The sequence below is a fragment of the Flavobacterium sp. XN-5 genome (genome assembly GCF_008033395.2).
GTDB lineage: Bacteria > Bacteroidota > Bacteroidia > Flavobacteriales > Flavobacteriaceae > Flavobacterium > Flavobacterium hiemivividum.
In genome coordinates, this window is record NZ_VOGZ02000001.1 from 129,825 (window position 1) to 155,282 (window position 25,458).

General features: G+C 34.7%; 16 protein-coding genes. 4 read left to right on the forward strand and 12 right to left on the reverse strand.

Translation table 11 applies throughout. From position 1 onward, the window contains the following. Positions 1–238: 238 nt before the first annotated feature. Positions 239–466 carry a CDGSH iron-sulfur domain-containing protein gene (locus tag FQU23_RS00580; protein WP_147672139.1) on the reverse strand — a complete coding sequence of 76 codons (228 nt, stop codon included), beginning with the start codon at positions 464–466 and terminating at the stop codon, positions 239–241. Positions 467–1,058: 592 nt separating this feature from the next. Here FQU23_RS00580 and FQU23_RS00585 point away from each other — a divergent pair. From FQU23_RS00585 to FQU23_RS00595, 3 genes are all read left to right on the forward strand, one after another. Then, complete coding sequence (locus tag FQU23_RS00585; protein ID WP_147672140.1) at positions 1,059–1,436, forward strand: GreA/GreB family elongation factor; 378 nt, start codon at positions 1,059–1,061, stop codon at positions 1,434–1,436. 545 nt (positions 1,437–1,981) lie between these two features. Next, positions 1,982–2,428, forward strand: a complete 447-nt coding sequence (locus tag FQU23_RS00590) for a hypothetical protein (RefSeq protein ID WP_147672141.1) — start codon at positions 1,982–1,984, stop codon at positions 2,426–2,428. 195 nt (positions 2,429–2,623) lie between these two features. After that, positions 2,624–3,004, forward strand: a complete 381-nt coding sequence (locus tag FQU23_RS00595; protein WP_132108176.1) for a PH domain-containing protein — start codon at positions 2,624–2,626, stop codon at positions 3,002–3,004. Between the two features lie 75 nt (positions 3,005–3,079). On the opposite strand, the gene FQU23_RS00600 is transcribed toward FQU23_RS00595, so the two are convergent. From FQU23_RS00600 to FQU23_RS00620, 5 genes are all read right to left on the reverse strand, one after another. Beyond that, positions 3,080–4,570 (reverse strand): peptidoglycan endopeptidase, encoded by a 1,491-nt coding sequence (locus FQU23_RS00600; RefSeq protein WP_147672142.1) that lies wholly within the window; start codon positions 4,568–4,570, stop codon positions 3,080–3,082. Between the two features lie 262 nt (positions 4,571–4,832). Further along, positions 4,833–7,097, reverse strand: coding sequence for an aconitate hydratase (locus FQU23_RS00605; protein ID WP_147672143.1), 2,265 nt, complete (start codon positions 7,095–7,097; stop codon positions 4,833–4,835). Between the two features lie 125 nt (positions 7,098–7,222). Continuing rightward, complete coding sequence (locus tag FQU23_RS00610) at positions 7,223–9,994, reverse strand: bifunctional aconitate hydratase 2/2-methylisocitrate dehydratase (protein WP_147672144.1); 2,772 nt, start codon at positions 9,992–9,994, stop codon at positions 7,223–7,225. A 336-nt stretch (positions 9,995–10,330) separates the two neighbouring features. Beyond that, the gene (locus FQU23_RS00615) at positions 10,331–11,284 is read right to left on the reverse strand and encodes an AAA family ATPase (RefSeq protein ID WP_147672145.1); all 954 of its coding nucleotides are present in this window, start codon (positions 11,282–11,284) and stop codon (positions 10,331–10,333) included. A gap of 87 nt (positions 11,285–11,371) precedes the next feature. Beyond that, positions 11,372–12,802 (reverse strand): peptidylprolyl isomerase, encoded by a 1,431-nt coding sequence (locus FQU23_RS00620; RefSeq protein WP_147672146.1) that lies wholly within the window; start codon positions 12,800–12,802, stop codon positions 11,372–11,374. 410 nt (positions 12,803–13,212) lie between these two features. On the opposite strand from FQU23_RS00620, the gene FQU23_RS00625 reads away from it, so the two are divergent. Next, entirely contained in the window at positions 13,213–14,802 is a 1,590-nt protein-coding gene (locus FQU23_RS00625; RefSeq protein WP_132108189.1) for a peptide chain release factor 3, read from the forward strand. Positions 14,803–14,892: 90 nt separating this feature from the next. Here FQU23_RS00625 and FQU23_RS00630 read toward each other — a convergent pair whose 3' ends face one another. The 6 genes from FQU23_RS00630 to rplJ all read right to left on the reverse strand — a co-directional run bounded on the left by FQU23_RS00630 (position 14,893) and on the right by rplJ (position 25,458). Next, a complete protein-coding gene (locus FQU23_RS00630; protein ID WP_147672147.1) occupies positions 14,893–15,243 on the reverse strand; it encodes a hypothetical protein in 351 nt (116 codons plus the stop codon). 264 nt (positions 15,244–15,507) lie between these two features. Next, positions 15,508–15,819 carry a DUF3467 domain-containing protein gene (locus FQU23_RS00635; protein WP_147672148.1) on the reverse strand — a complete coding sequence of 104 codons (312 nt, stop codon included), beginning with the start codon at positions 15,817–15,819 and terminating at the stop codon, positions 15,508–15,510. 9 nt (positions 15,820–15,828) lie between these two features. Beyond that, on the reverse strand, positions 15,829–20,139 hold the full coding sequence (gene rpoC, locus FQU23_RS00640) for a DNA-directed RNA polymerase subunit beta' (protein WP_147672149.1): 4,311 nt from the start codon (positions 20,137–20,139) through the stop codon (positions 15,829–15,831). A gap of 266 nt (positions 20,140–20,405) precedes the next feature. After that, on the reverse strand, positions 20,406–24,218 hold the full coding sequence (gene rpoB, locus FQU23_RS00645; protein WP_147672150.1) for a DNA-directed RNA polymerase subunit beta: 3,813 nt from the start codon (positions 24,216–24,218) through the stop codon (positions 20,406–20,408). A 273-nt stretch (positions 24,219–24,491) separates the two neighbouring features. Next, positions 24,492–24,860, reverse strand: coding sequence for a 50S ribosomal protein L7/L12 (gene rplL, locus FQU23_RS00650; protein WP_132108197.1), 369 nt, complete (start codon positions 24,858–24,860; stop codon positions 24,492–24,494). A gap of 91 nt (positions 24,861–24,951) precedes the next feature. Next, positions 24,952–25,458: a 50S ribosomal protein L10 gene (rplJ, locus tag FQU23_RS00655; RefSeq protein WP_147672151.1), complete on the reverse strand. Its 507-nt coding sequence runs from the start codon at positions 25,456–25,458 to the stop codon at positions 24,952–24,954.

Consider the following 25,458-nt stretch of genomic DNA (forward strand, 5'->3'; position numbering starts at 1 on the left):
CAAGATCGTGACAAAATTCAAATTAATTACTATTCCTAGCACGGAACAATAGATTTACTAGAACGACTTTTGATAGTTCTAAAAACAAACTTTTAATTACTCGTACTTCAAATCCGTATTTATAAAGAATGACAATAGAAGATTCATGGCCATTCGAAAAAACAAGATTGAATAAAAAAAAGCTGCATTTTTGAAAAATACAGCTTTTTTTTTAAGTTTTATCAGTAAGCGATGCCCCTTATTTCGTCTTCATCGGTGGTAAATCAAATGCCATCGATTCATGTTCGAAAGTGTTACGATGTGAACCATCACAAAAAGGTTTGTTAGCAGACTGTCCACAACGACAAAGCCCTAAAGCTGTTCTTCCTTCTAGTCCGTAAACTTTACCTTCACAATCCAATATTTCGAAATCACCTTCGATCTTAATAGATCCGTTGTTATTGATTATTAGTTTTGTTTTGCTCATAATGCTCTTTTTTTTTGACTTCAAAGATTGCAAAATATATTTTTAAGGAATAGCATCGCTTGGTTTTTTTATCATTCAAAACCCTAATTTATCTTAATTCTATTTTATTTACAAAAACGAATTCGACAATTCTGAATTCTTGCACTTAAAAATCCAATCTATAAAACTCATGTTAAAGCCTAAAATGACAACAATAATGAATGTTTTCGAGCTAAAGTGTAGACTTATCACTATAATTTTTAAAATCTTTTTTTAGACACAAATAATATTGTACCTTAGCCTATTAGATAAAGAAATAATGATTAAACAAATATTTTTTCATATAAACGCTTGTGAATTAGGACTACAATTCTCGTTGTCCTACAAGCATGACGACTCTTTTCTACAAAGTTCGAAAGACTTTATACATTAATCCCTGTCATACCCAAGACAGGGAAATCTTCAGATATCCTTTATACACATATTTAAACCGTCAATAGCTAATTGATGCGATTTTTATCATTAAATGTCAAGCCCACAAGGACAATTGACACTTAATGTTGGGTCAGTCGTAAAAATTCATCAATAGCGTTGGTACTAAGAAAAGAAGAAAATGTCACAAAACATCATTTTAACAACAGGTATCTATGATCTAATTAAAGATCACATTAGAAGAAAAAAAACAACTGCTACTGAAGAGGAAGTTTTAAAATTACAACTCAAAAATGCACAACAAGTAACTCGTAAAAATTTACCAGAGGGTATTGTAACTGTAGATGCACGTGTGACTGTTAAAAATCTTGATACAGGTCAAGAAGAAATATTCACTTTTGTTGCGCCCGACAAGGCTAAAAAAAGAAACAACACTGAATCGATATTAACGCAAGCGGGCTTAGCACTTGTAGGTTGTAAAGTAGGCGATGTGATTAACTGGGTTTTTGAAGAGCAAGAAAAACAACTTGAGATTCTAAAAGTTGAAAGATTAGCTTAATACTATAACAACAGTATTTCTAGACAGGAATACTGTTTTCATCTCCTTGTTAAAAAGAAAGTGCGGTTTTATTTTCCGGACTCCTAAATAAATGTAAACAACGATTCCACTTGTGTCTTTATGACAAGTTTACATCCTAAAAAGCTGCATCACAAAATGCAGCTTTTTTTATGTCAAAAAGCGAAAGAAACTTCTATATATTTTTTTTTCTTGCTAAAATCCCGAATTTACGTTTATAATCTTTTAAAGCTTTGCATTGATATCATCAATGATATTCTTTTGGACTCCTTAACAAAAAAATACAAGTCCTCACAAGTCCTATTTATTTATTTTTTCGTACTTTTAATACGATCCTCAAATGAGAATTCTCGCTTAATAAATTCCCATTTCGGCAAGATGTAAAAAATCGTTTAGAATTAAAACTCTGTAGCATATAAATGCAGAATTAGGAATTAGCTATGAAAATCAACTTTCTCATTTTTAGCGATTCGTATGTAAACTTCGCTGGAGCATTAAAAGGAAACGTTAACTAATAAATTGATATGATGGAAAATTTAAAACGCAAACCAACAACCGATTTTAACTGGGAAGCACAGTGGCAACAATTGTATATACTATCTGAAAATTGGTATTCTGACTTGCACTTTTACAAAGATGACTTGAGATTCCTATATGCTCTCATTGAAAAATACTTCATGAAATTAAACCATAATGGAAACTTGGACGAAATGCGTGAAATAGCAAAAGAGCTGTCTCAAGAGAATAAAGCTTGCGAAGAATTACTCGACAAAACCGCCCTACATTTGAAACATCTCGCTGGGCTTATTGACGCTCCCTATAAATACGATTCCCACCAATGTAGAAACGAACATGAAAAATTAGAGAATGAAATTGCCTTCTTTGTGAAAAAATTTAGAAAAAACAAAAAAGCAATATTCTCCATTACAGAAAAAGTGATGAAGAAAGAAATTCAAAAAAGACTGACGCAATAGAACCTAATTTCAATAAAATTAAAGGCAGTATTCGAACCTCAAAACCAACTTTACGGAAACTACACCCGTACTCCTAGAATCATCGCAACACTGAGTACTTTTATAACTCATAAAACTGTAAAATTCCGATTGTTTTTTACAAAAAGGCGTTCTTTACGAGCAAAAAATACCCCATCTTTGTATTAAAAAAACTATATGGGAATATTTTCAGCACTTCTTGGTAACGCAGGATCGGTAAACCAAGAACAATTAACGAAAGATTACGGGCAATTATTAATCGATGGAGAACAAATTGAACTGGGTTTTAAACTAATCCGAGACACTTTTATATTTACTACCAAACGATTAATCTTGATCGAAAAACAAGGCTTAACCGGAAGTAAAACAGAATACAAATCCATTTCTTATAAAAGTATTTCCAGATTTAGTATCGAGACAGCGGGAACTTTTGATCTTGATGCCGAATTGAAAATTTGGGTATCGAGTGAATTACAACCAAGCATAAAAAAACAATTTAATAAATCTGTTAATGTCTATGAGGTTCAAAAGGTACTGGCGCATCACGTTTTAAAATAAAATCCATAAAAAAACTCCCAAATAATATTGGGAGTTTTTGCTAAATATACTTTATACAAGCCAAGTATTAAATCCTTATAATACTCTGTTAACTTGAGTTACTTTTTTCTTATAATATTTTTCCTTTACCGAAGAAATAATCACCCCTCCGCTTACAGAGGCATGAATAAATTTGATATCACCATCAACAGCTTCGACTACCATTCCAACATGGTTGATTTGTCGCCTTCCGTTTGTCTTAAAGAAAATTAAATCTCCTTTTTGAGCGTCTTCAGTATCAATCTTCACCCCATATTGTGATTGTTCTATAGAAGTCCGTGGCAATTTAATATCAAAATTACTAAAAGTTGTAAGCATCAACCCAGAGCAGTCAAAACCGTCCTTTGTAGTTCCTCCCAGACGGTATCTTGTCCCAATATTTTCTGAAGCTGTAGAAACCAATTGGTCCAAGAACTCTGTTCCTTGAAAAGATTTCACATTGTATTTTGATTCTGAAGAACCCATTTCAATAGTTGAACCTGAATTCTCATTTGAAACGATAGGCTCAGCAACTTTATTACTTCGAATGTTTAATTTATAACCAACAGGAAGACCTTTTACAATTCTTGGGTTTTGCCTTTCTAACTCTTTTACTGAAATTCCGTATTCTTTTGCAATTCCGTATTTTGTTTCTCTTGCCAATACTTCCCTAACTACTTCTGTTTCCAAAGCGGCAGTATTTGTAGTAGACTCTACTAGAGCTGGAGTTTCGACTTTCGACACTGTTTTATCAATAACAATGACCGGCTCTGTTTTTGTTGCTTTAATTTCGGCGGGAGAATCTACTATAGCTTCCGTTTCCTTTTTTAATTCATTTTGAGCAACCGCAACTACGACATTGCTTTCTTCTTTTATAGGAATTGTAATCTTCTGACCTATTTTTAGACCTTCTGTTTCAAGAATAGGATTTGCTTTATCTAGATCAGCTACTGTGACTCCATATTGTTTAGCGATGGAATACTTTGTTTCTTGGGGTAAAATTTCACGTATTATTCCTTCAACTTGCGTTTCCTTGATCTCATTAGACTTTGCAACAAAATTCGATTCTACTTTTTTCGTGTTTTTTTGGATTTCTTTTATTGGCTCCGCAATAACAAGGGCTGAACTTTGATTTGTATCTGTTCCTGGTATTCTAATTTCCCCTCCTCTTTTTAGCCCTGATTGTTGTAGTGTAGAATTGATTTTGTATAAATCTTCAACGGTAACTCCATATTTTTTTGCTATTCCGTAAAGTGTCTCTTTAGGTAGAACAGTATGTTTTTTTTCAGGATAAGTATTGGATATTTCTGAAGTTGCATTCTTGCTTTTCGTTACAGCTGTAGGGATTAATAAAACCTCTTTGAATTTAATTCCCTTTCTAGCATCAGGATTAAGCTCGTAAATAGCACTGGACTTAATATTATAATGTGCAGCAATCTGACTAATTGTTTCCCCCTTGGAAACACTATGCTCGGTATACTTTTTTTGCGAAAAAGCATTTATACTACTTAACAAAACAACTATAAAAATCCAATAATAAATCCGCATAAACTTAATTTAAATTACACACCCCACACCCTATCTCCTTGAACAACAAAACAATAATACAATTTATTTTTTAAAAAATAAAGAATTGTATTATAATAACGTCATTACTCGAAATTATTGCATGTCTAAAATGCGAATTTAACCTATAAATACAGATAATGTACTATTTTAACACCTCTTTATACTCAATTTAACAAACTTAAAAAACAAAAAAAATGCTCTGTTATCACAGAGCATTTTCTACTTATTTATAAACATAAAACTATGCTTTTCCAGCAGCAATTAAATTTAAAGCTGAACCAGCTACAAACCAACCAATTTGCCCTTCGTTGTAACTATGGTTAGCTAAAATAATATCTTTACTTCCATCCTCATGAACAAATTCTATTGTTAAGGGTTTTCCTGGAGCAAATTCTATTAAATCCGTAAAGTTAATCGTATCGTTCTCTTGAATTTTATCGTAATCAGCTTCGTTAGCAAATGTCAATCCTAACAATCCTTGTTTTTTAAGGTTGGTTTCGTGGATACGAGCGAATGACTTTACTAATACGGCTTTCACACCTAAGAAACGAGGTTCCATCGCAGCGTGCTCGCGGGAAGATCCTTCGCCATAGTTGTGATCTCCTACAACAATTGAAGGTACCGCCGCAGCTTTATAAGCACGTGCGACCGCAGGAACTGCATCATAGACTCCAGTCAATTGATTCATAACCGAATTTGTTTTTTGATTGAATGCATTGATAGCTCCTATCAACATATTATTCGAAATATTATCTAAATGCCCACGGAAACGCAACCACGGTCCTGCCATAGAAATATGATCAGTCGTACATTTTCCAAATGCTTTGATAAGCAGTTTAGCGCCTGTAATATTTTTTCCGTCCCAGGGAGCAAACGGAGCCAATAACTGTAAACGCTCAGACGTTTCACTTACTGACACTTGAATACCTGAACCGTCAGCGGCTGGAGCTTGAAACCCTGGGTCTTTGGCATCAAATCCGTTTTTAGGTAATTCATCACCTGTTGGAGCTTCTAGCATTACTTCTTCCCCATCTTCATTAATCAAAGTATCTGTCAATGGATTGAAACCTAAATCACCCGCAATAGCCATAGCCGTCACCAATTCTGGTGAACCTACGAAAGCTAATGTATTTGGATTACCGTCGGCACGTTTCGAAAAATTACGGTTAAAAGAATGAACAATTGTATTGCGCTCTTCTTTTTCAGCACCTTCCCTATCCCACATTCCGATACATGGTCCACATGCATTTGCAAAAACTGTCGCTCCCATTTTATCGAAAGTATCAATAAAACCATCACGCTCAATTGTATAACGTACTACTTCAGAACCTGGAGTAATCGTGAATTTTGATTTTAATTTTAATTTTTTGTCACTAACTTGTTTTGCTATTGAAGCTGCACGAGCAATATCTTCATAAGATGAATTGGTACAAGAACCAATCAAACCTACTTCAATTCGTAGAGGCCAGTTGTTTTTTATAGCTTCTTCTTTCATTTTAGAAATTGGCGTGGCCAAATCTGGCGTGAAAGGTCCATTTAAATGTGGCTCTAATTCTGACAGATTAATTTCGATAACTTGGTCAAAATACTTTTCTGGATTAGCATATACTTCAGGATCTCCTGTTAAATAATCCGCAACTTTATCGGCAGCATCAGCTACATCGGCTCTATTTGTAGAACGCAGATAACGTCCCATTGAAGCATCATAGCCAAAAGTTGAAGTAGTAGCGCCAATCTCAGCACCCATATTACAAATAGTACCTTTTCCTGTACAAGACATTGATGTAGCACCTTCACCAAAATATTCAACTATAGCACCAGTTCCACCTTTAACAGTAAGAATACCAGCTACTTTTAGAATAACATCCTTGGGAGCTGTCCACCCTGACAATTTTCCTATTAATTTAATACCGATAAGTTTTGGAAATTTTAATTCCCATGCCATACCAGACATCACATCCACTGCATCTGCACCACCAACACCGATTGCTACCATTCCTAATCCACCTGCATTTACTGTATGCGAATCAGTACCGATCATCATTCCTCCAGGGAAAGCATAGTTTTCGAGAACTACTTGGTGAATAATTCCTGCTCCCGGTTTCCAAAAACCAATCCCGTATTTATTGGACACCGATGAAAGAAAATCAAAAACTTCATTACTTTGAGTTTTTGCTCTAGCTAAATCGGTTTTGGCATCTACCTTAGCTTGAATCAAGTGATCACAGTGTACCGTTGTAGGAACAGCTACTTTAGATTTACCTGCATGCATAAATTGCAACAAAGCCATTTGAGCGGTTGCATCTTGGCAAGCAACTCTGTCTGGAGCAAAATCTACATAATCAGCTCCTCTTTTAAAAGCTTTGGTTGGCGTACCATCCCAAAGATGATTATAAAGAATCTTCTCAGTCAAAGTAAGTGGACGACCAACAATCTCACGTGCAGCATCAACACGACTCGTCATGTTGTCATACACTTTTTTAATCATTTCAATATCAAATGCCATATATAATTGTTTTTTATTATTGAATTTTATACTTCACAAGGTACAAAAAATAGAGTAGCTATAAAAATAAAAAAAGCCTGAATCTATAGACTCAGGCTTTTTGATATTATAAACTATGCTTAGTATTATTTAACTAACAACTTATGAGATGGTGCAAATTGAGTCAAATTAATTCCTTTCACTGCAGCTTTGTACTCTTCAATAGTAGGCGTTCTACCTAAGATTGTAGACAATACAACAACCGGTGTCGATGAAAGTAACGATTCTCCTTTTTTACCTTCAGCATCTTCAACAACTCTTCCTTGGAAAAGACGAGTCGAAGTTGCCATTACGGTATCTCCTTTTGCTGCTTTTTCTTGGTTACCCATACATAGGTTACAACCTGGACGCTCTAAATACAGAATATTCTCATATCCAGTACGTGCAATACCTTTTGGAGCATTATCGTCAAATTCAAAACCTGAATATTTTTGCAAAACTTCCCAGTCACCTTCAGCTTTCAGTTCGTCTACAATGTTATAAGTTGGTGGTGCCACTACAAGAGGTGCTTTAAATTCTACTTTACCAAATTGCTCATCTATATTCTTTAGCATTTGAGAAAGGATTTTTAAATCTCCCTTGTGAACCATACAAGATCCAACAAAACCAAGATCTACTTTTTTCACTCCTCCGTAAAAAGAAAGTGGTCTAATAGTATCGTGTGTATATCTTTTAGAAACATCCGCATTATTCACGTCTGGATCTGCAATCATTGGCTCTGCAACAATATCTAAATCAATAACAACTTCAGCATAATACTTAGCGTTTGCATCTGGAGTTAAAGCTGGTTTTTCACCTGATTTAATCTCGGCAATTCTCTTATCTGCGATAGCAATTAATCCTTTAAGAACTTGCTTAGCATTATCCATTCCTTTGTCTATCATGATCTGGATTCTACCTTTGGCAATCTCTAATGATTCGATCAAAGTGTCATCCTCAGAAATACAGATCGAAGCTTTCGCTTTCATCTCTGCAGTCCAGTCAGTAAACGTAAACGCTTGATCAGCGGTAAGAGTTCCTAAGTGAACCTCGATAATTCTACCTTGGAAAACATTCTCTCCTCCAAATTGTTTCAACATCTGAGATTGAGTAGCATGAACCACATCACGGAAATCCATGTACGTTTTCATGTCTCCTTTGAAAGTAACTTTTACTGATTCTGGAATTGGCATTGAAGCTTCACCAGTAGCCAGCGCAAGTGCAACTGTACCTGAGTCAGCACCAAAAGCAACACCTTTAGACATTCTTGTATGAGAGTCACCACCAATAATGATCGCCCACTCATCTACAGTAATATCATTAAGTACTTTGTGGATTACATCGGTCATTGCATGGTAGTTCCCTTTAGGGTCACGAGCAGTAATCAAACCGAAGTCGTTCATGAACTTCATTAACCTTGGAATATTAGCCTTCGACTTATTATCCCAAACTGAAGCAGTATGACAACCTGATTGGTACGCACCATCAACGATTGGAGAAATCACAGTTGCAGCCATAGACTCCAATTCCTGAGAGGTCATCAAACCAGTTGTATCTTGTGAACCTACGATATTTACTTCTACGCGTACATCTGAACCTGCGTGTAAAACTTTACCTGGAGTAGTTCCAACTGCATTTTTATTAAATATTTTTTCAACTGCTGTAAGACCTTGACCATCGATAGATACTTCTTTTGATGGAGCAAATACTGGAACGATATCAATACCTAGTGTTTTCGATGCAAAAGTTTGTAGTTTTTTACCAAATACAATAGCGTATGAACCACCCGCTTTTATAAATTCCATTTTTTGAGGAGTGAACGCTTTAGAAATATCTATCAGCTCTTTGTCCCCATTATATAATTTTTTTGTTTTTGTGTTAATTGTAAGAACAGTACCTGTAGCTACAGAATACCCTTCTTCTAAAACAACATCTCCACTTTCATTGCGAACAGGATTTCCTTTTTCATCAAGTACTTTTACCCAGTTTTTAAGATCAAGACCAATACCACCTGTAACATCAACAGTAGTAAGGAAAATTGGCGAAATTCCGTTTGTTCCAGCTACGATTGGAGCAATATTAATAAATGGAACATAAGGACTTGCTTTTTTTCCTGTCCATAGCGCCACGTTGTTAACCCCTGACATTCTTGAAGAACCAACACCCATTGTACCTTTTTCAGCAATCAACATCACGCTTTTATCAGGATGTTGCGCTTGAAGCGCTTGAATCTCATCCTGCGCTTCAGGAGAAATCAAACATTTACCATGAAGTTCACGATCTGATCTTGAGTGCGCTTGGTTACCTGGAGAAAGTAAATCTGTTGAAATATCTCCTTCACCAGCAATATAGGTAACCACCTTAATTTCTTCTACTACTTCAGGAAGTTTTGTAAAGAATTCAGCCTTAGCGTAGCTCTCTAAAATTTCTTCGGCAATTTCGTTACCGCCTTTGAATGCAACCTCTAAACGAGCAGTATCTGCTTCATATAGGAAAAATTGAGTTTTAAGAACTTTCGCAGCCTCTTTTGCAATAGCAACATTATTACCCAATGCTAAATCTAGTAGAACTTCAATCGAAGGCCCACCTTTCATGTGTGATAATAACTCAAATGCAAAAGCAGGAGTAATTTCTTTTACTTCTGATTCTCCAAGAATAATCTCCTTTAAAAAGGCAGCTTTCACAGCAGCAGCAGGAGTAGTTCCTGGAACAGTGTTATAAATGAAAAATTTAAGAGATTCTTCGCGATTTGCGTTATCTGAATCTTTAATTTGTACAATGATTTCGCTTAGTAAATCAGCTCCATCAATCGGCTTTGGGTTAAGTCCCTGCCCTTTTCGTTCTTCGATTTCTTGTAGATAATCGTTATAAATATTCATAATAGAAGTTTTTTCAATGTTAAAGGTAGCTTTCCTTGATTATTTCACAATCAACCGCCAAAATCTAGCCTTTTTTATTTTTGTTTCGCAAAATTAAGTATTTAAGATGAGAATTAAAAAAAATTTAATGGATGACGCATTTCGAAAAATTATTATTATAAAATAATAATTCACACTGCGTATAATTAATAAAAAGACAAAAAATTAACATATAAATGATTTATTGATAATTAATCATTTAATTATTGATTTTCAAAAAACGAGTATCGGAGACTCTTTAAGCAATCGTTGTAGTAAAATCTAATATTTGGCATTATTGACTAAGCAAAAAACCGTTTAAATAAGTTTTGAAATAATCATTTCTTCAGTGATTCCCTCGGCGTCCGCTTTGTAGTTTTTAATGATTCTGTGACGTAGAATTCCAGTCGCAACGGCTTTTACATCTTCAATATCTGGCGAAAATTTACCATTAAAAGCTGCATGCGCTTTGGCTGCTAATATTAAATTCTGAGACGCTCTCGGTCCTGCTCCCCAGTCCAAATAACTTTTGACAAACTCCGGACACAATGGATTATCCGGACGCGTTTTACTGACTAAGGTCACTGCATATTCAATAACGTTATCTGCTACAGGAATTCGTCGAATCAATTGCTGAAAATCGATTATTTCCTGAGCGGTAAATAGAGGCCTAATAGTAGTGTTATTATCTGAAGTAGTTCGTTTTACCACTTGAACTTCCTCAGAAAACGAAGGATACTCCAACTTAATAGCGAACATAAAACGATCTAATTGAGCTTCGGGCAAAGGATAAGTTCCTTCCTGTTCAATTGGATTTTGCGTTGCTAATACAAAATAAGGTAAGTCTAATTTATAATTCTCACCCGCAATAGTAACTGACCGTTCCTGCATCGCTTCTAACAAAGCTGCCTGAGTTTTTGGCGGCGTTCTATTAATTTCGTCTGCCAGAATAATATTCGAAAAAACAGGCCCTTTTAAAAATTTAAAGTGACGGTTTTCATCTAATATCTCACTCCCTAAAATATCTGAAGGCATTAAATCAGGAGTAAACTGAATTCTCTTAAAATTAAGTCCTAAAGCTTGAGCAAGTGTATTTACCATTAAAGTTTTGGCTAATCCCGGTACTCCTACAAGTAGCGCATGACCTCCTGAAAAAATGCAAAGTAGCACTTGATCGACCACTGCATCCTGACCTACAATTATTTTAGCTATTTCGCTTTTTAGTTCATTTCGTTTCTTAACTAAATTATGTATTGCTGCTACGTCAGACATTTTAAAAAGGGATTTAAATTAAAAAAGAGTCAACTTTATGATTTCATAAAGCTAACTCTTTTTATTTATTTTAGAAAAATATAAATTTTATTTTTTCAACCAGTTATTTGTAAACTCACAATCTCTATACTCTCCAATGATTTTAATATAAGTTTCTTTGATCGTCTCATCAAACCATTTTCCAATAGCTTTAATTTGCTTTTCTTTTAAGGCTAATTCTTTAATTTTAATATAATCTGTACCATAATCTGCAACATGCTCATTGATTCTATTAGTAACCGTAATTAACTTATAACTCTTCTTTCCGTTTTCATCTGTATCTAATACCGGCTGAGAAATAGCATCGTCTTTCAAGCTTGAAACTTGACTGTAAAGACTAGGATCCATCTTTGTTAATTCAAAACGAGTATCCTGTGTTTTAGGATTAATTAAAGACCCGCCATTTGCTCTGGTTTCTTTTTCATCCGATTCCGTTCTGGCAGCTTCAGCGAAAGTGATCTTTTTGTCAATAATTTTATCTCTAATCAAAATAATTTTTTCCTTAGCTGCAGTAAGCGCATCTTCAGACACTGAGGGTGTCAATAATATATGACGCAATTCTACCTCTTGTCCTTTTACTTTTTCAACATAAATAATATGAAATCCAAAATCAGTTTCAAAAGGAGCCGATATTTCACCTTCCTGAAGACTAAAGGCAACATCTTTAAATTCCTTCACGAATGGCGTCTTTCTATTCATTTTATAGTATCCACCATTTGAACTTGAACCTGGATCTTTTGAATACAAAACTGCTTTAGTAGCAAAACTAGATCCTTCTTCTACTTCCTTTTTGAATCCATTTAATCTATCGATCACTTTTTGTTTCTCGACATCTGACACTTTAGGAGTAATTACAATTTGTGCTACTTCCATTTCTGCACCAAAAAGTGGTAATTCATCTTTAGGAATTGATTTAAAAAAATTACGAACTTCTTCAGGTGTAATTTCAACTTCATCAATGATTTTCTTTTGCATTTCTGAGGAAAGCTTATTCTCTTTTAAAATATCGAAGAAATAGCTTCTAAATTCTTCTTCAGAATTTTTCTTGTAATAACTCACCACTTTTTCCATAGAACCAATTTGCCCTACCATGTAGCTCACACGCTCATCCATCATCACCTTAACTTCGGCATCCGTTACTTTAACACTGTCTTGAATTGCCTGGTGTGCATATAATTTATCCTCCAGTAACTTTCCTAACATTTGACATCTAGTAATATCCTTTATAGAATTTCCTTGACTTGACAGCTCTAAATAAGACTTATCTATATCTGAATCTAGAATGATATAATCTCCAACAGTGGCGATAATGCCATCGATTTTTTGTTTTTGATTGGAGTTGATTTTTTTAACAGGCGCAACTACGGAGTCTTTAATAATTTCTTGCGCTCTGGTAATGGTACTTGAAAAAAGTAATAGAAAAAAGATAAGTGCAATTCTACTATTTATGGACTTCATTTGTATTGTTTTTAATGGCATTATATCAATTTTATATTTTATTAAAATATGCTAGTTTTAAGCGCTTCATATTTCATTTTTAAAGACTACTTGACTACTCGCCAAATATACACTTTAACAATTAGGAAATATAGATGTTCGTACAAAAATTTTCGCACAGTTATAGCGAACAAAAATAACAATTCAATTACATTATACAAGTTTCCAAACTACTATTAACAAAAAATTATAGCCAAAATTGCTATACTTAAACTAAATCAAAATCCCCAATTCCCGAAAAATTTCAGTCGTCAATACGTAAAAGAAAACTCCGACAACACTAAACGGTATATTTTCTAACTTAAAATGGTGAAAATGCCACCTAACCCTATTCGTATTTATTTTTTATTCGAATATATAAATAGTACTTTTGCAGCCTATTTACATTATACATGAGCTTTTTAAAAGAAATACAAAGAAGAAGAACTTTTGGGATTATATCGCATCCCGATGCAGGTAAAACAACGCTTACAGAAAAACTCCTCCTTTTTGGTGGTGCCATTCAAGAAGCGGGTGCTGTAAAAAACAATAAAATTAAAAAGGGAGCCACGAGTGATTTCATGGAAATTGAGCGTCAGAGAGGAATTTCTGTTTCAACCTCCGTTTTAGCTTTTAATTACAAAGAGAAAAAAATAAATATTCTTGACACTCCGGGACACAAGGATTTTGCCGAAGATACTTTTAGAACTCTTACTGCTGTTGACAGTGTCATAGTAGTAATTGACGTTGCCAAAGGTGTCGAGGAACAAACAGAAAAATTAGTCGCGGTTTGTAGATTGCGAAATATCCCAATTATTGTATTTATCAATAAGATGGACCGTGAAGGAAAAGATGCCTTTGACCTGATGGACGAAGTAGAGCAAAAACTGGGATTAACAGTTACACCTCTTAGTTTTCCTATAGGAATGGGTTACGATTTCAAAGGAATATACAATTTGTGGGAGCAAAACATTAACTTGTTTAGTGGAGACAACCGTAAAAACATCGAAGAAACAATCGCATTTTCAGATGTACAAAGCCCTGAATTAGAAAAAATAATAGGGCAAAAACCAGCAGATACTTTAAGAGAAGAATTAGAATTGATTGATGAAGTGTATCCAAAATTTGATCGTCAAGATTATCTAGACGGAAAACTGCAACCTGTATTTTTTGGTTCTGCATTGAATAATTTTGGAGTTCGCGAACTATTGGACTGTTTTGTACAAATAGCACCATCACCAAGACCTAAAGATTCTGAAACGAGATTAGTGGATCCCAAGGAAGAAAAAATGACTGGTTTTGTATTTAAAATCCACGCGAATATGGATCCTAAACACAGAGACAGACTCGCTTTTATTAAAATTGTATCTGGTACTTTCGAAAGAAATAAACCTTATTATCACGTTCGTCAGAAGAAGAATTTGAAATTCTCAAGTCCAAATGCCTTTTTTGCTGAAAAGAAAGAAATTGTCGATATCTCCTATCCGGGTGACATTGTAGGACTGCATGACACAGGAAATTTTAAAATTGGAGATACTTTAACAGAAGGAGAAGTTATGAGTTTCAAAGGAATTCCGAGTTTCTCTCCGGAACACTTTAGATACATCAATAACGCTGATCCGATGAAAGCTAAACAGCTTGACAAAGGAATTGACCAGTTGATGGATGAGGGGGTTGCCCAATTGTTTACTCTTGAAATGAATAACAGAAAAATTATCGGAACGGTTGGTGCACTTCAGTACGAAGTAATTCAATACCGTTTAGAACATGAATACGGAGCAAAATGTACCTATGAGAATTTCCCCGTACATAAAGCGTGCTGGGTAAAGCCAGACGATGCTAAAAATGATGAGTTTAAAGAATTCAAACGCATCAAGCAGAAGTTCTTAGCAAAAGATAAGTACGGACAATTAGTTTTCCTAGCTGATTCTGATTTTACTATCAAAATGACGGAAAATAAATATCCAAGTGTAAAATTATTCTTCACATCAGAATTTGAATAAAAACCTATAATTTTTAACACATAAAAAAACGCTAATTTAAAAAATTAGCGTTTTTTTATGTGGTTATACTATTTGATTTTGAACTTCATCTTAAGCTACTGCACTTTCAAAGTTAACAGCTTTCTTTAAAAAAGCTTTTATCAACAAGCGATTAGGTGCTAATCCAGAAGTCATGATTTGTTTTTTTGTATTGATTCCTTCGGCAGAAATTGTGGTATTAGGATCTTGTTTAGAACCCATAAACCAAAGTAAAAATTCCATATTAGAATTTTTTACACTTTCGTGTTTCGAACTATTCCCTATCTCAACTATATTTATTTCAACTGAATCAACTGTTGATGTTTGGCTAAATACAGTAGAATTCGATACTAAAACCAAAATAAACAGGAAGAAAAATGTTTTTGCTCTTTTAGAGTCGAAAAGTATAGTAAAGTTTCTCATAGTGGGCTTTGTTTTGGAAAAAGATTCTATTTGCCTCTATTTCTCCTACAAACCTACTGTATCAATTTCCTTCTATAAAATATTTCCGACAAACTACAATAATACTCGTTTACCTACAGAAATACGTTGGTGTATGACAACAACGATGCTGCTACAAGAACCAATTTCTAAAAAGCATTACCTATTCAACTTAATAAAAGATTAAAAATCATTCCGATATAGCACAAAAAAAAGGCTCCATTTCTGGAGCCTTTTTCTATAAAACTATGCTTGTCCCGCCGGACCAAAATTTAGAGGAATCGGAGGTTGTTCAGTGTCTTTGATTTCGCCATGGGCTTGTTCAAAACGGTGAATATTATCTCCCATTGCCTTCAGTAATCTTTTGGCATGTTGCGGCGTCAAGACAATTCTTGATTTTACTTTGGCCTTAGGAATACCAGGCATGATACTTACAAAATCAAGAACAAATTCTGAAGAAGAATGATTGATAATAGCTAGGTTAGAATAAATTCCTTCCGCTGTTTTTTCATCCAATTCAATATTAATCTGCTCCTGCTGTTGGTTAGAATTACTCATATCTTAGTTTTAATAAATATATTCCTCTTTATTTGCCATCATATCATTGTAATCTTCTTTCGAACCTACAATTGTATGATCGTATTCTCTCATACCTGTTCCTGCAGGAATTCTATGACCTACAATTACATTTTCTTTCAATCCTTCTAAATAATCAATCTTACCTGCAACTGCAGCTTCGTTTAATACTTTAGTAGTCTCTTGGAAAGAAGCCGCAGAGATAAACGATTTAGTTTGTAGCGATGCTCTTGTGATACCTTGTAAAACAGGAGTACCAGTTGCAGTGATTACATCACGAGCTACAACAACATTTTTATCGTTACGTTTCAATAATGAGTTTTCATCACGCAATTCACGTGGAGAAACGATTTGTCCTTCTTTCAAGTTAGCTGAATCTCCCGCATCCTCAATCACTTTCATACCGTATAATTTATCATTTTGATAGATAAAATCTTTAGTATGGATTAATTGATCTTCTAAGAATAAAGTATCTCCTGGGTCTTGAACTCTAACTTTACGCATCATTTGACGTATTACTACCTCAAAGTGCTTGTCGTTAATTTTCACCCCTTGTAGACGGTATACTTCTTGAATTTCATTTACCAAGTACTGTTGAACAGCAGCTGGTCCTTTAATTCTCAAGATATCTTCTGGAGTAATTGCTCCTTCAGATAAAGGTACACCTGCTCTAACGAAGTCATTCTCTTGAACAAGAATTTGACTTGAAAGTTTAACTAGGTATTTTCTAACATCACCAAATTTAGATTCAATAACAACCTCACGGTTACCTCTTTTAATTTTTCCAAAAGAAACAACACCATCGATTTCTGAAACTACAGCCGGGTTAGAAGGATTACGAGCTTCAAGCAATTCAGTAATTCTAGGTAAACCTCCAGTAATATCTCCTGATTTAGAAGAACGACGTGGAATTTTAACCAATACTTTACCTGCTTTAATTTTCTCACCGTTTTCAACCATCAAGTGGGCTCCAACAGGTAAGTTGTAAGAACGAATCAATTCACCATCTTTACCATAAACTAATAAAGTAGGAATTAATTTTTTAGCTCTTGACTCAGAAATTACTTTCTCTTGGAAACCAGTTTGCTCATCAATTTCAACCATGAACGATTGACCTTGCTCTAAATCTTCGTAAGCAATTTTACCAGTGAATTCTGAAACAATAACTCCATTATATGGATCCCATTTACATATTACTTCACCTTTATCAACTGATTGACCATCTTTCACAAAAATACTTGATCCGTAAGGAATATTATGTGTGTTTAGAAGAATTCCAGTTTTCTCATCTACTAATTTTAATTCAGTAGAACGAGAAACAACGATATCAACTGCATTTCCTTCGCTATCTTCTCCTTTAACCGTTTTTAAATCTTCAATTTCAAGTTTACCCTTGAATTTTGTTATGATACTTGATTCCTCAGAAATACCACCCGCAACCCCTCCAACGTGGAAAGTACGTAATGTTAACTGTGTTCCTGGCTCACCAATAGATTGTGCTGCAATAACTCCTACTGCTTCACCTCTTTGTGTCATTTTACCAGTCGCTAAGTTACGACCGTAACATTTAGCACAAATTCCTTTCAACGCTTCACAAACTAGAGGAGAACGAACTTCCACTTTCTCGATTGGAGCAGCGTCAATTAATTTCATAATAGCCTCTGTGATTTGCTCACCAGATTGAATTAGCACTTCATTAGTTAAAGGATTTATTACGTCTTGTAATGCAACACGTCCTAAGATTCTTTCTCCTAATGATTCAACAATTTCTTCATTCTTTTTCAATGCTGATACTTCAACACCTCTTAATGTTCCACAGTCTTCGATGTTAACAATAACATCTTGAGAAACATCATGTAGTCTTCTTGTTAAATATCCTGCATCCGCCGTTTTCAAGGCAGTATCCGCAAGACCTTTACGAGCACCGTGAGTAGAGATAAAGTACTCAAGGATCGATAGACCTTCTTTAAAGTTAGAAAGAATTGGATTTTCAATAATTTCACCACCACCAGCAGTCGATTTTTTAGGCTTAGCCATCAATCCACGCATACCAGTTAACTGACGAATTTGTTCTTTGGAACCCCTTGCTCCAGAATCAAGCATCATATACACCGAGTTGAAACCTTGTTGGTCTTCTCTAATGTTTTTCATTGCTAATTCTGTCAATTGAGCATTGGCAGAAGTCCATACATCAATAACTTGGTTGTAACGTTCGTTATTTGTAATAAGACCCATGTTATAATTCACAGAAATACCTTCAACTTGCTCTCTAGCATCTGCGATTAATTGTGGTTTTTGATCTGGAATTCTAATATCTCCTAATGAGAATGACAATCCACCTTTGAAGGCAAATTTGTATCCCATATCTTTCATATTATCCAAGAAGGCAGCCGTTTCCGGTACGCTAGTTGAATTTAATACGTGACCGATAATATCTCTAAGATTTTTCTTAGTCAATACATCATTGATATATCCAGCTGCTTCTGGTACTACCTCATTAAAGATAACACGACCAGCAGTAGTTTGAATAATTTTGTATACCAATTCTCCAGCGTCATTAAAATCTTTTGCTCTAATTCTCACTCTAGCATTCAATTCTAATCTTCCTTCGTTTAAGGCGATATTTACTTCTTCTGCAGAATAGAAAGTCAAATCTTGACCTAAAATTTTCTTTTCTGGAGTAGACAATCTTTCTTTGGTCATATAATATAGACCCAAAACCATATCTTGAGAAGGTACCGTAATTGGCGCACCATTTGCAGGATTCAGAATGTTATGAGAAGCCAACATTAATAATTGTGCTTCAAGAATTGCTTCTGGTCCTAATGGTAAGTGAACTGCCATTTGATCCCCATCAAAATCCGCATTAAATGCAGTACAAACTAAAGGGTGCAATTGGATTGCTTTTCCTTCAATTAATTTTGGTTGGAATGCTTGTATACCAAGTCTGTGCAAAGTAGGAGCACGATTCAGTAAAATCGGGTGTCCTTTAATTACATTTTCAAGGATATCCCAAACTACAGGCTCTTTCTTGTCTATTATTTTCTTAGCTGATTTAACCGTTTTTACAATTCCTCTTTCAATCAATTTACGGATTACAAAAGGCTTGTATAGTTCGGCTGCCATATCTTTAGGGATACCACATTCGAACAATTTCAATTCAGGTCCAACAACAATTACCGAACGAGCAGAATAATCCACACGTTTTCCAAGTAAGTTTTGACGGAAACGTCCTTGCTTACCTTTTAGGGAATCAGATAATGATTTTAATGGTCTGTTTGATTCTGTTTTAACAGCAGAAGCTTTACGTGTATTATCAAATAAGGAATCTACAGATTCTTTCAACATACGTTTTTCGTTTCTTAAGATAACTTCTGGAGCTTTGATCTCCATTAATCTTTTCAAACGGTTGTTACGTATAATTACACGACGGTATAAGTCATTTAAATCTGAAGTTGCAAAACGACCTCCGTCAAGTGGAACCAGTGGACGCAATTCTGGTGGAATAACAGGAACTACTTTCATGATCATCCACTCAGGACGATTTTCACGGTTCAGGTTAGACTCACGGAAAGATTCAACTACTTGTAATCTTTTTAACGCTTCCGTTTTACGTTGTTTAGACGTTTCGTTGTTAGCATTATGTCTCAATTGGTAAGACAATTCATCAAGATCAATTCTTGCTAATAGATCCATAATACACTCTGCTCCCATTTTGGCAACAAATTTATTAGGATCGAAATCATCAAGATATTGGTTATCTGCTGGAAGCGTATCTAAAATATTTAAATATTCTTCTTCAGTTAAGAAATCTAATCTTTGTACTGATTCACCTTCACCATTTTTTGCAATACCTGCTTGGATTACTACGTATCTTTCGTAGTAAATGATCATATCTAATTTCTTAGAAGGAAGACCAAGGATGTATCCAATTTTATTAGGAAGAGAACGGAAATACCAGATATGAGCGATAGGCACAACAAGGTTGATGTGACCTACTCTGTCTCTACGTACTTTTTTCTCAGTAACTTCAACACCGCAACGGTCACAAATGATCCCTTTGTAGCGAATTCTTTTGTACTTACCACAAGCACATTCAAAATCTTTTACTGGTCCGAAAATACGTTCACAGAAAAGACCGTCACGCTCTGGCTTGTGCGTACGGTAGTTGATAGTTTCTGGCTTCAAAACTTCACCTCTTGATTCTTTCAAGATAGATTCTGGAGAAGCTAATCCTATCGAAATTTTATTGAACCTTTTTACAGGATTCTTATCTTTATTATTATTTCTATTATTCATCATAGTTTTTACTATTGATTTAATTGCAATTTAAAAATTGATTTTGGCATATACGTTACCATGCAACGTTCTAGCCTACCTCGGATTACTTCTCTAAACTTTAAACTTTAATTAAAGTGCTAATTATATAAAAATACATTTATATAAAAAATCGGAACGATTTACGGGGCTAAATCTTGAAAACTAATTAAAAAAAGTGTTCAGTGTTCAGTAAGTAGTAAGCAGTTTATAACTGAACACTAAAAAACTGAACACTGAATACTAAATACTTATTCTTCTAATCTAATGTCAAGTCCAAGACCTTTCAATTCATGCATTAATACATTGAATGATTCAGGTAATCCTGGCTCTGGCATAGATTCTCCTTTTACGATTGCTTCGTAAGTTTTAGCTCTACCTATTACATCATCAGACTTCACAGTCAAGATTTCTCTAAGTGTACTTGACGCTCCATAAGCCTCAAGTGCCCAAACTTCCATCTCTCCAAAACGTTGTCCACCAAATTGTGCTTTACCACCAAGAGGTTGTTGTGTAATCAATGAGTATGGCCCGATTGAACGTGCGTGCATCTTATCATCAACCATATGTCCTAATTTCAACATATAAATTACACCAACAGTTGCTGCTTGATGAAAACGCTCTCCAGTTCCACCATCATAAAGGTAAGTATGTCCAAAACGTGGTATTCCAGCTTCGTCAGTCAATTCATTGATTTGGTCTAGTGAAGCACCATCAAAAATAGGAGTAGCATATTTTCTACCCAAGTTTTGTCCAGCCCATCCTAAAACAGTTTCATAAATTTGACCAATGTTCATACGTGAAGGTACACCTAGCGGGTTCAACACGATATCAACTGGCGTTCCGTCTTCAAGGAAAGGCATATCTTCATGACGAACGATACGAGCAACAATACCTTTGTTACCGTGACGTCCAGCCATTTTATCCCCAACTTTCAACTTACGTTTTTTGGCAATATATACTTTAGCTAATTTCAAAATTCCAGCTGGCAATTCATCTCCAACAGAAATCGTGAACTTTTCTCTTCTTAAGGCTCCTTGTAAATCATTCAACTTAATTTTATAGTTATGAATTAATTCATTTACCATTTTATTAGTTGAGTCATCAGCAACCCATTGACCTTTACTTAAGTGAGCAAAATCTTCAACAGCATAAAGCATTTTTTGAGTGTATTTTTTACCTTTTGGTAAAACTTCTTCACCCAAATCATTCATTACACCCTGAGATGTTTTCCCATTAACGATCACGAAAAGTTTTTCTACTAACTTGTCTTTTAATTCAACAAACTTAACTTCGTATTCCATTTCAAGAGCTCCCAAAGCATCCTTGTCTTGTGTACGTTTGCGTTTGTCTTTTACTGCTCTTGCGAACAATTTTTTGTCAAGAACTACACCATGTAAAGATGGAGACGCTTTTAATGAAGCATCTTTTACGTCACCTGCTTTATCCCCGAAGATTGCACGAAGCAATTTCTCTTCTGGAGTAGGATCTGATTCCCCTTTTGGAGTAATTTTTCCAATAAGAATATCACCAGGTTTAACCTCGGCTCCAATTCTAATCATACCATTTTCATCTAAGTCTTTAGTAGCCTCTTCAGAAACGTTTGGTATATCATTTGTCAATTCTTCGTTACCTAATTTAGTATCTCTAACTTCTAATGAATAATCATCAACGTGAATAGAGGTAAAAATATCGTCACGAACCACTTTTTCAGAAATAACAATCGCATCCTCGAAGTTGTACCCTTTCCATGGCATAAACGCAACTTTAAGGTTTCTACCTAAAGCTAATTCACCATTTTGAGTTGCATATCCTTCTGACAATACTTGACCAAGAACCACTCTATCTCCTTTTCTTACGATAGGTTTAAGGTTGATACTTGTCCCTTGATTGGTTTTTCTAAATTTTATTAGATTGTATGTTTTTTCATCAGATTCAAAACTAACCATTCTTTCTTCATCAGTACGGTCGTATTTGATTGTGATGATGTTTGCATCTACATATTCTATAACACCATTTCCTTCTGCGTTAATTAAAACTCTAGAATCTGAAGCTACTTGACGCTCTAAACCAGTTCCTACAATCGGTGCTTCAGGACGTATTAATGGTACAGCCTGACGCATCATGTTAGAGCCCATCAACGCTCTATTCGCATCATCATGTTCCAAGAAAGGAATAAGAGAAGCAGAAATAGAAGCAATTTGGTTAGGAGCAACATCCGCATAATCAACTTTTGTAGGGTCAATTACTGGGAAATCACCTTCTTGACGCGCAATTACGTTTTCAGCAAGGATTTTACCAGAATTATCCATCTCAATATTCGCTTGAGATATCATCATTCCTTCTTCTTCTTCAGCGCTTAAGTAAATTGGAGTAGACTCTAAATCTACAACTCCATTAGTTACTTTACGGTAAGGTGTTTCAATGAAACCCATTCCATTCACTTTAGCATAAACTCCAAGAGATGAAATCAAACCAATGTTTGGTCCCTCTGGTGTTTCAATTGGACATAAACGTCCGTAGTGCGTATAGTGAACATCTCGAACCTCAAATCCAGCTCTTTCTCTCGAAAGTCCACCTGGGCCTAGTGCAGATAATCTTCTTTTGTGTGTTATCTCGGCAAGTGGATTCGTTTGATCCATAAACTGAGACAACTGGTTGGTACCAAAGAAAGAGTTGATAACAGACGATAATGTTTTAGCATTAATCAAATCTATTGGTGTAAACACCTCGTTATCTCTAACGTTCATACGCTCTCTAATGGTTCTAGCCATACGTGCTAAACCAACACCGAATTGTTGAGACAATTGTTCACCAACTGTTCTAACACGACGGTTTGATAAGTGGTCAATATCATCAATATCAGCTTTCGCATTAATTAATTCAATTAAATACTTAACGATAGTTATGATATCTTCTTTGGTAAGCACTTGCTTTTCCATTGGAATATCTAAACCAAGTTTTTTATTCATTCTGTAACGACCTACTTCACCTAAGTTGTAACGTTGGTCTGAGAAGAATAATTTATCTATAATACCACGAGCAGTTTCTTCATCAGGCGGTTCTGCGTTACGCAATTGTCTGTAGATATGCTCAACGGCTTCTTTTTCAGAATTGGTTGGATCTTTTTGTAGCGTGTTATGAATAATGGCATAATCAGCTTGATTAGCATCTTCTTTGTGCAACAAAATAGATTTAACGTTAGAATCAATGATTTCTTCTACATTATCTTTATCGATAATTGTATCTCTGTCAAGGATTATTTCGTTACGTTCGATAGAAACTACTTCACCAGTATCTTCATCTACAAAATCTTCATGCCATGTATTTAATACACGAGCAGCCAATTTTCTACCGATATATTTCTTAAGTCCTGTTTTAGAAACTTTAATTTCTTCAGCAAGGTCAAAAATTTCAAGGATATCCTTGTCTCTTTCGAAACCAATAGCACGGAATAAAGTTGTAACGGGTAATTTTTTCTTTCTGTCGATATACGCGTACATTACGCTATTGATATCTGTAGAAAATTCTATCCAAGAACCTTTAAAAGGAATTACTCTGGCAGAATATAATTTTGTTCCATTAGCGTGAAAAGACTGACCAAAGAAAACCCCTGGAGATCTATGTAACTGTGAAACAACAACACGTTCTGCTCCATTGATTACAAAGGTACCGCTTGGCGTCATATAAGGAATTGTACCAAGATATACATCTTGAACAATAGTTTCAAAGTCTTCGTGCTCTGGATCTGTACAATATAGTTTTAACCTTGCTTTTAAAGGTACACTATGCGTTAGACCTCTTTCAATACACTCTTGGATTGTGTAACGTGGTGGATCTACAAAGTAGTCAAGGAATTCCAATACAAAGTTATTTCTTGTATCTGTAATTGGAAAGTTTTCCATGAAGGTATTATAAAGTCCTTCATTGCCTCTTTCGTCAGATTTAGTTTCTAATTGAAAAAAATCTTGAAAAGATTTAACCTGTACATCTAGAAAATCTGGATAGGCAGGAATATTTTTAGTAGAGGCAAAATTCAATCTTTCAGTCTGATTTGTTATCATCAATGGACAAAATTTTGATTATAAAAGTAATTTTTATTTGTATAAATATTTTTCCTTATACGTTTATTTTACAACCATTACATCTTTAAAAACCAATTTAAGATAACTACTTTCTTATTATCTGTTAATTTTTTTTCCTCGTAATGGGTAAAATCAATTTGCTATCAGAGCTTATTATATAATAAAATAAGACAGACTTTTGTTATACGAAAAATGGTTTAGGTCATTGGATGTGTATCCAAGACCTAAACCTAATTCCCAAACTGTGTTTAACTATTTAAGCTCAACAACAGCTCCAGCTTCTTCTAAAGATTTTTTCAAAGCTTCAGCTTCGTCTTTAGTTACACCTTCTTTAACGTTTGATGGAGCAGAATCAACTACATCTTTAGCTTCTTTCAAACCTAAACCTGTAAGTTCTTTTACCATTTTCACAACAGCTAATTTAGAAGCACCAGCTTCTTTCAATACAACTGTAAATTCAGTTTGAGCTTCTTCAGCAGCACCTTCACCACCACCTGAAACTACTACAGCTGCAGCAGCTGGTTCGATTCCGTACTCATCTTTTAATATTGTTGCTAATTCGTTAACTTCTTTTACAGTTAAATTAACTAATTGTTCTGCGAATTGTTTCAAATCTGCCATTTTTTCTATCGTTTTAAAATGATTTGTAAAATTATATTTTGTTTATTGTGCGCAATGTAAATAATAAAAATCGAGTGTTACTCTATTTAAATTATGCTTCTGTTTCAGCAACCTCTTCTTTAGAGAATTGGTTTTGAAGTGCAGAAATAACTCTTTGAGCAGGCGCTTGAAGCAATCCAATAAGCTCGCCAATAAGTTCTTCCTTAGATTTAATAGTAGCTAACGCTTCTAATTGATCATCTCCAATATAAACCTCAGCATTGATATAAGCTCCTTTTAAAACTGGCTTAGCCGATTTTTTACGGAAATCTTTAATTATCTTACCTGGTCCATTTGCAACATCTGAAATGAATATAGCACTATTACCAGTCAATACTGTTGGTAAATCACCATAATCATTATCCGAAGCCTCCATTGCTTTTGCAAGCAATGTGTTTTTTATAACCTCTAATTTAATACCTGCTTTATAACAAGCTCTTCTCAATTTTGAAGTAGTATCTGCATTTAATCCAGAAATATCTGCTACGTAAACAATATTTGTACCAGCTAACTGTGCAGTTAAATCTTCAATCGCGATTGATTTTTCTTCTCTAGTCAT

Excerpts from the sequence above, each read along its gene's own strand:
- rplL (WP_132108197.1), bottom strand. The coding sequence starts at position 24,860 with ATGGCAGATTTGAAACAATTCGCAGAACAATTAGTTAATTTAACTGTA.
- FQU23_RS00635 (WP_147672148.1), bottom strand. The coding sequence starts at position 15,819 with ATGAGTAATTCTAACCAACAGCAGGAGCAGATTAATATTGAATTGGAT.
- FQU23_RS00600 (WP_147672142.1), bottom strand. The coding sequence starts at position 4,570 with ATGCGGATTTATTATTGGATTTTTATAGTTGTTTTGTTAAGTAGTATA.
- FQU23_RS00580 (WP_147672139.1), bottom strand. The coding sequence starts at position 466 with ATGAGCAAAACAAAACTAATAATCAATAACAACGGATCTATTAAGATC.
- FQU23_RS00625 (WP_132108189.1), top strand. The coding sequence starts at position 13,213 with ATGAGCTTTTTAAAAGAAATACAAAGAAGAAGAACTTTTGGGATTATA.
- FQU23_RS00615 (WP_147672145.1), bottom strand. The coding sequence starts at position 11,284 with ATGTCTGACGTAGCAGCAATACATAATTTAGTTAAGAAACGAAATGAA.
- rplJ (WP_147672151.1), bottom strand. The coding sequence starts at position 25,458 with ATGACTAGAGAAGAAAAATCAATCGCGATTGAAGATTTAACTGCACAG.
- FQU23_RS00590 (WP_147672141.1), top strand. The coding sequence starts at position 1,982 with ATGGAAAATTTAAAACGCAAACCAACAACCGATTTTAACTGGGAAGCA.
- rpoC (WP_147672149.1), bottom strand. The coding sequence starts at position 20,139 with ATGATGAATAATAGAAATAATAATAAAGATAAGAATCCTGTAAAAAGG.
- FQU23_RS00630 (WP_147672147.1), bottom strand. The coding sequence starts at position 15,243 with ATGAGAAACTTTACTATACTTTTCGACTCTAAAAGAGCAAAAACATTT.
- FQU23_RS00605 (WP_147672143.1), bottom strand. The coding sequence starts at position 7,097 with ATGGCATTTGATATTGAAATGATTAAAAAAGTGTATGACAACATGACG.
- rpoB (WP_147672150.1), bottom strand. The coding sequence starts at position 24,218 with ATGATAACAAATCAGACTGAAAGATTGAATTTTGCCTCTACTAAAAAT.
- FQU23_RS00610 (WP_147672144.1), bottom strand. The coding sequence starts at position 9,994 with ATGAATATTTATAACGATTATCTACAAGAAATCGAAGAACGAAAAGGG.
- FQU23_RS00620 (WP_147672146.1), bottom strand. The coding sequence starts at position 12,802 with ATGCCATTAAAAACAATACAAATGAAGTCCATAAATAGTAGAATTGCA.
- FQU23_RS00595 (WP_132108176.1), top strand. The coding sequence starts at position 2,624 with ATGGGAATATTTTCAGCACTTCTTGGTAACGCAGGATCGGTAAACCAA.
- FQU23_RS00585 (WP_147672140.1), top strand. The coding sequence starts at position 1,059 with ATGTCACAAAACATCATTTTAACAACAGGTATCTATGATCTAATTAAA.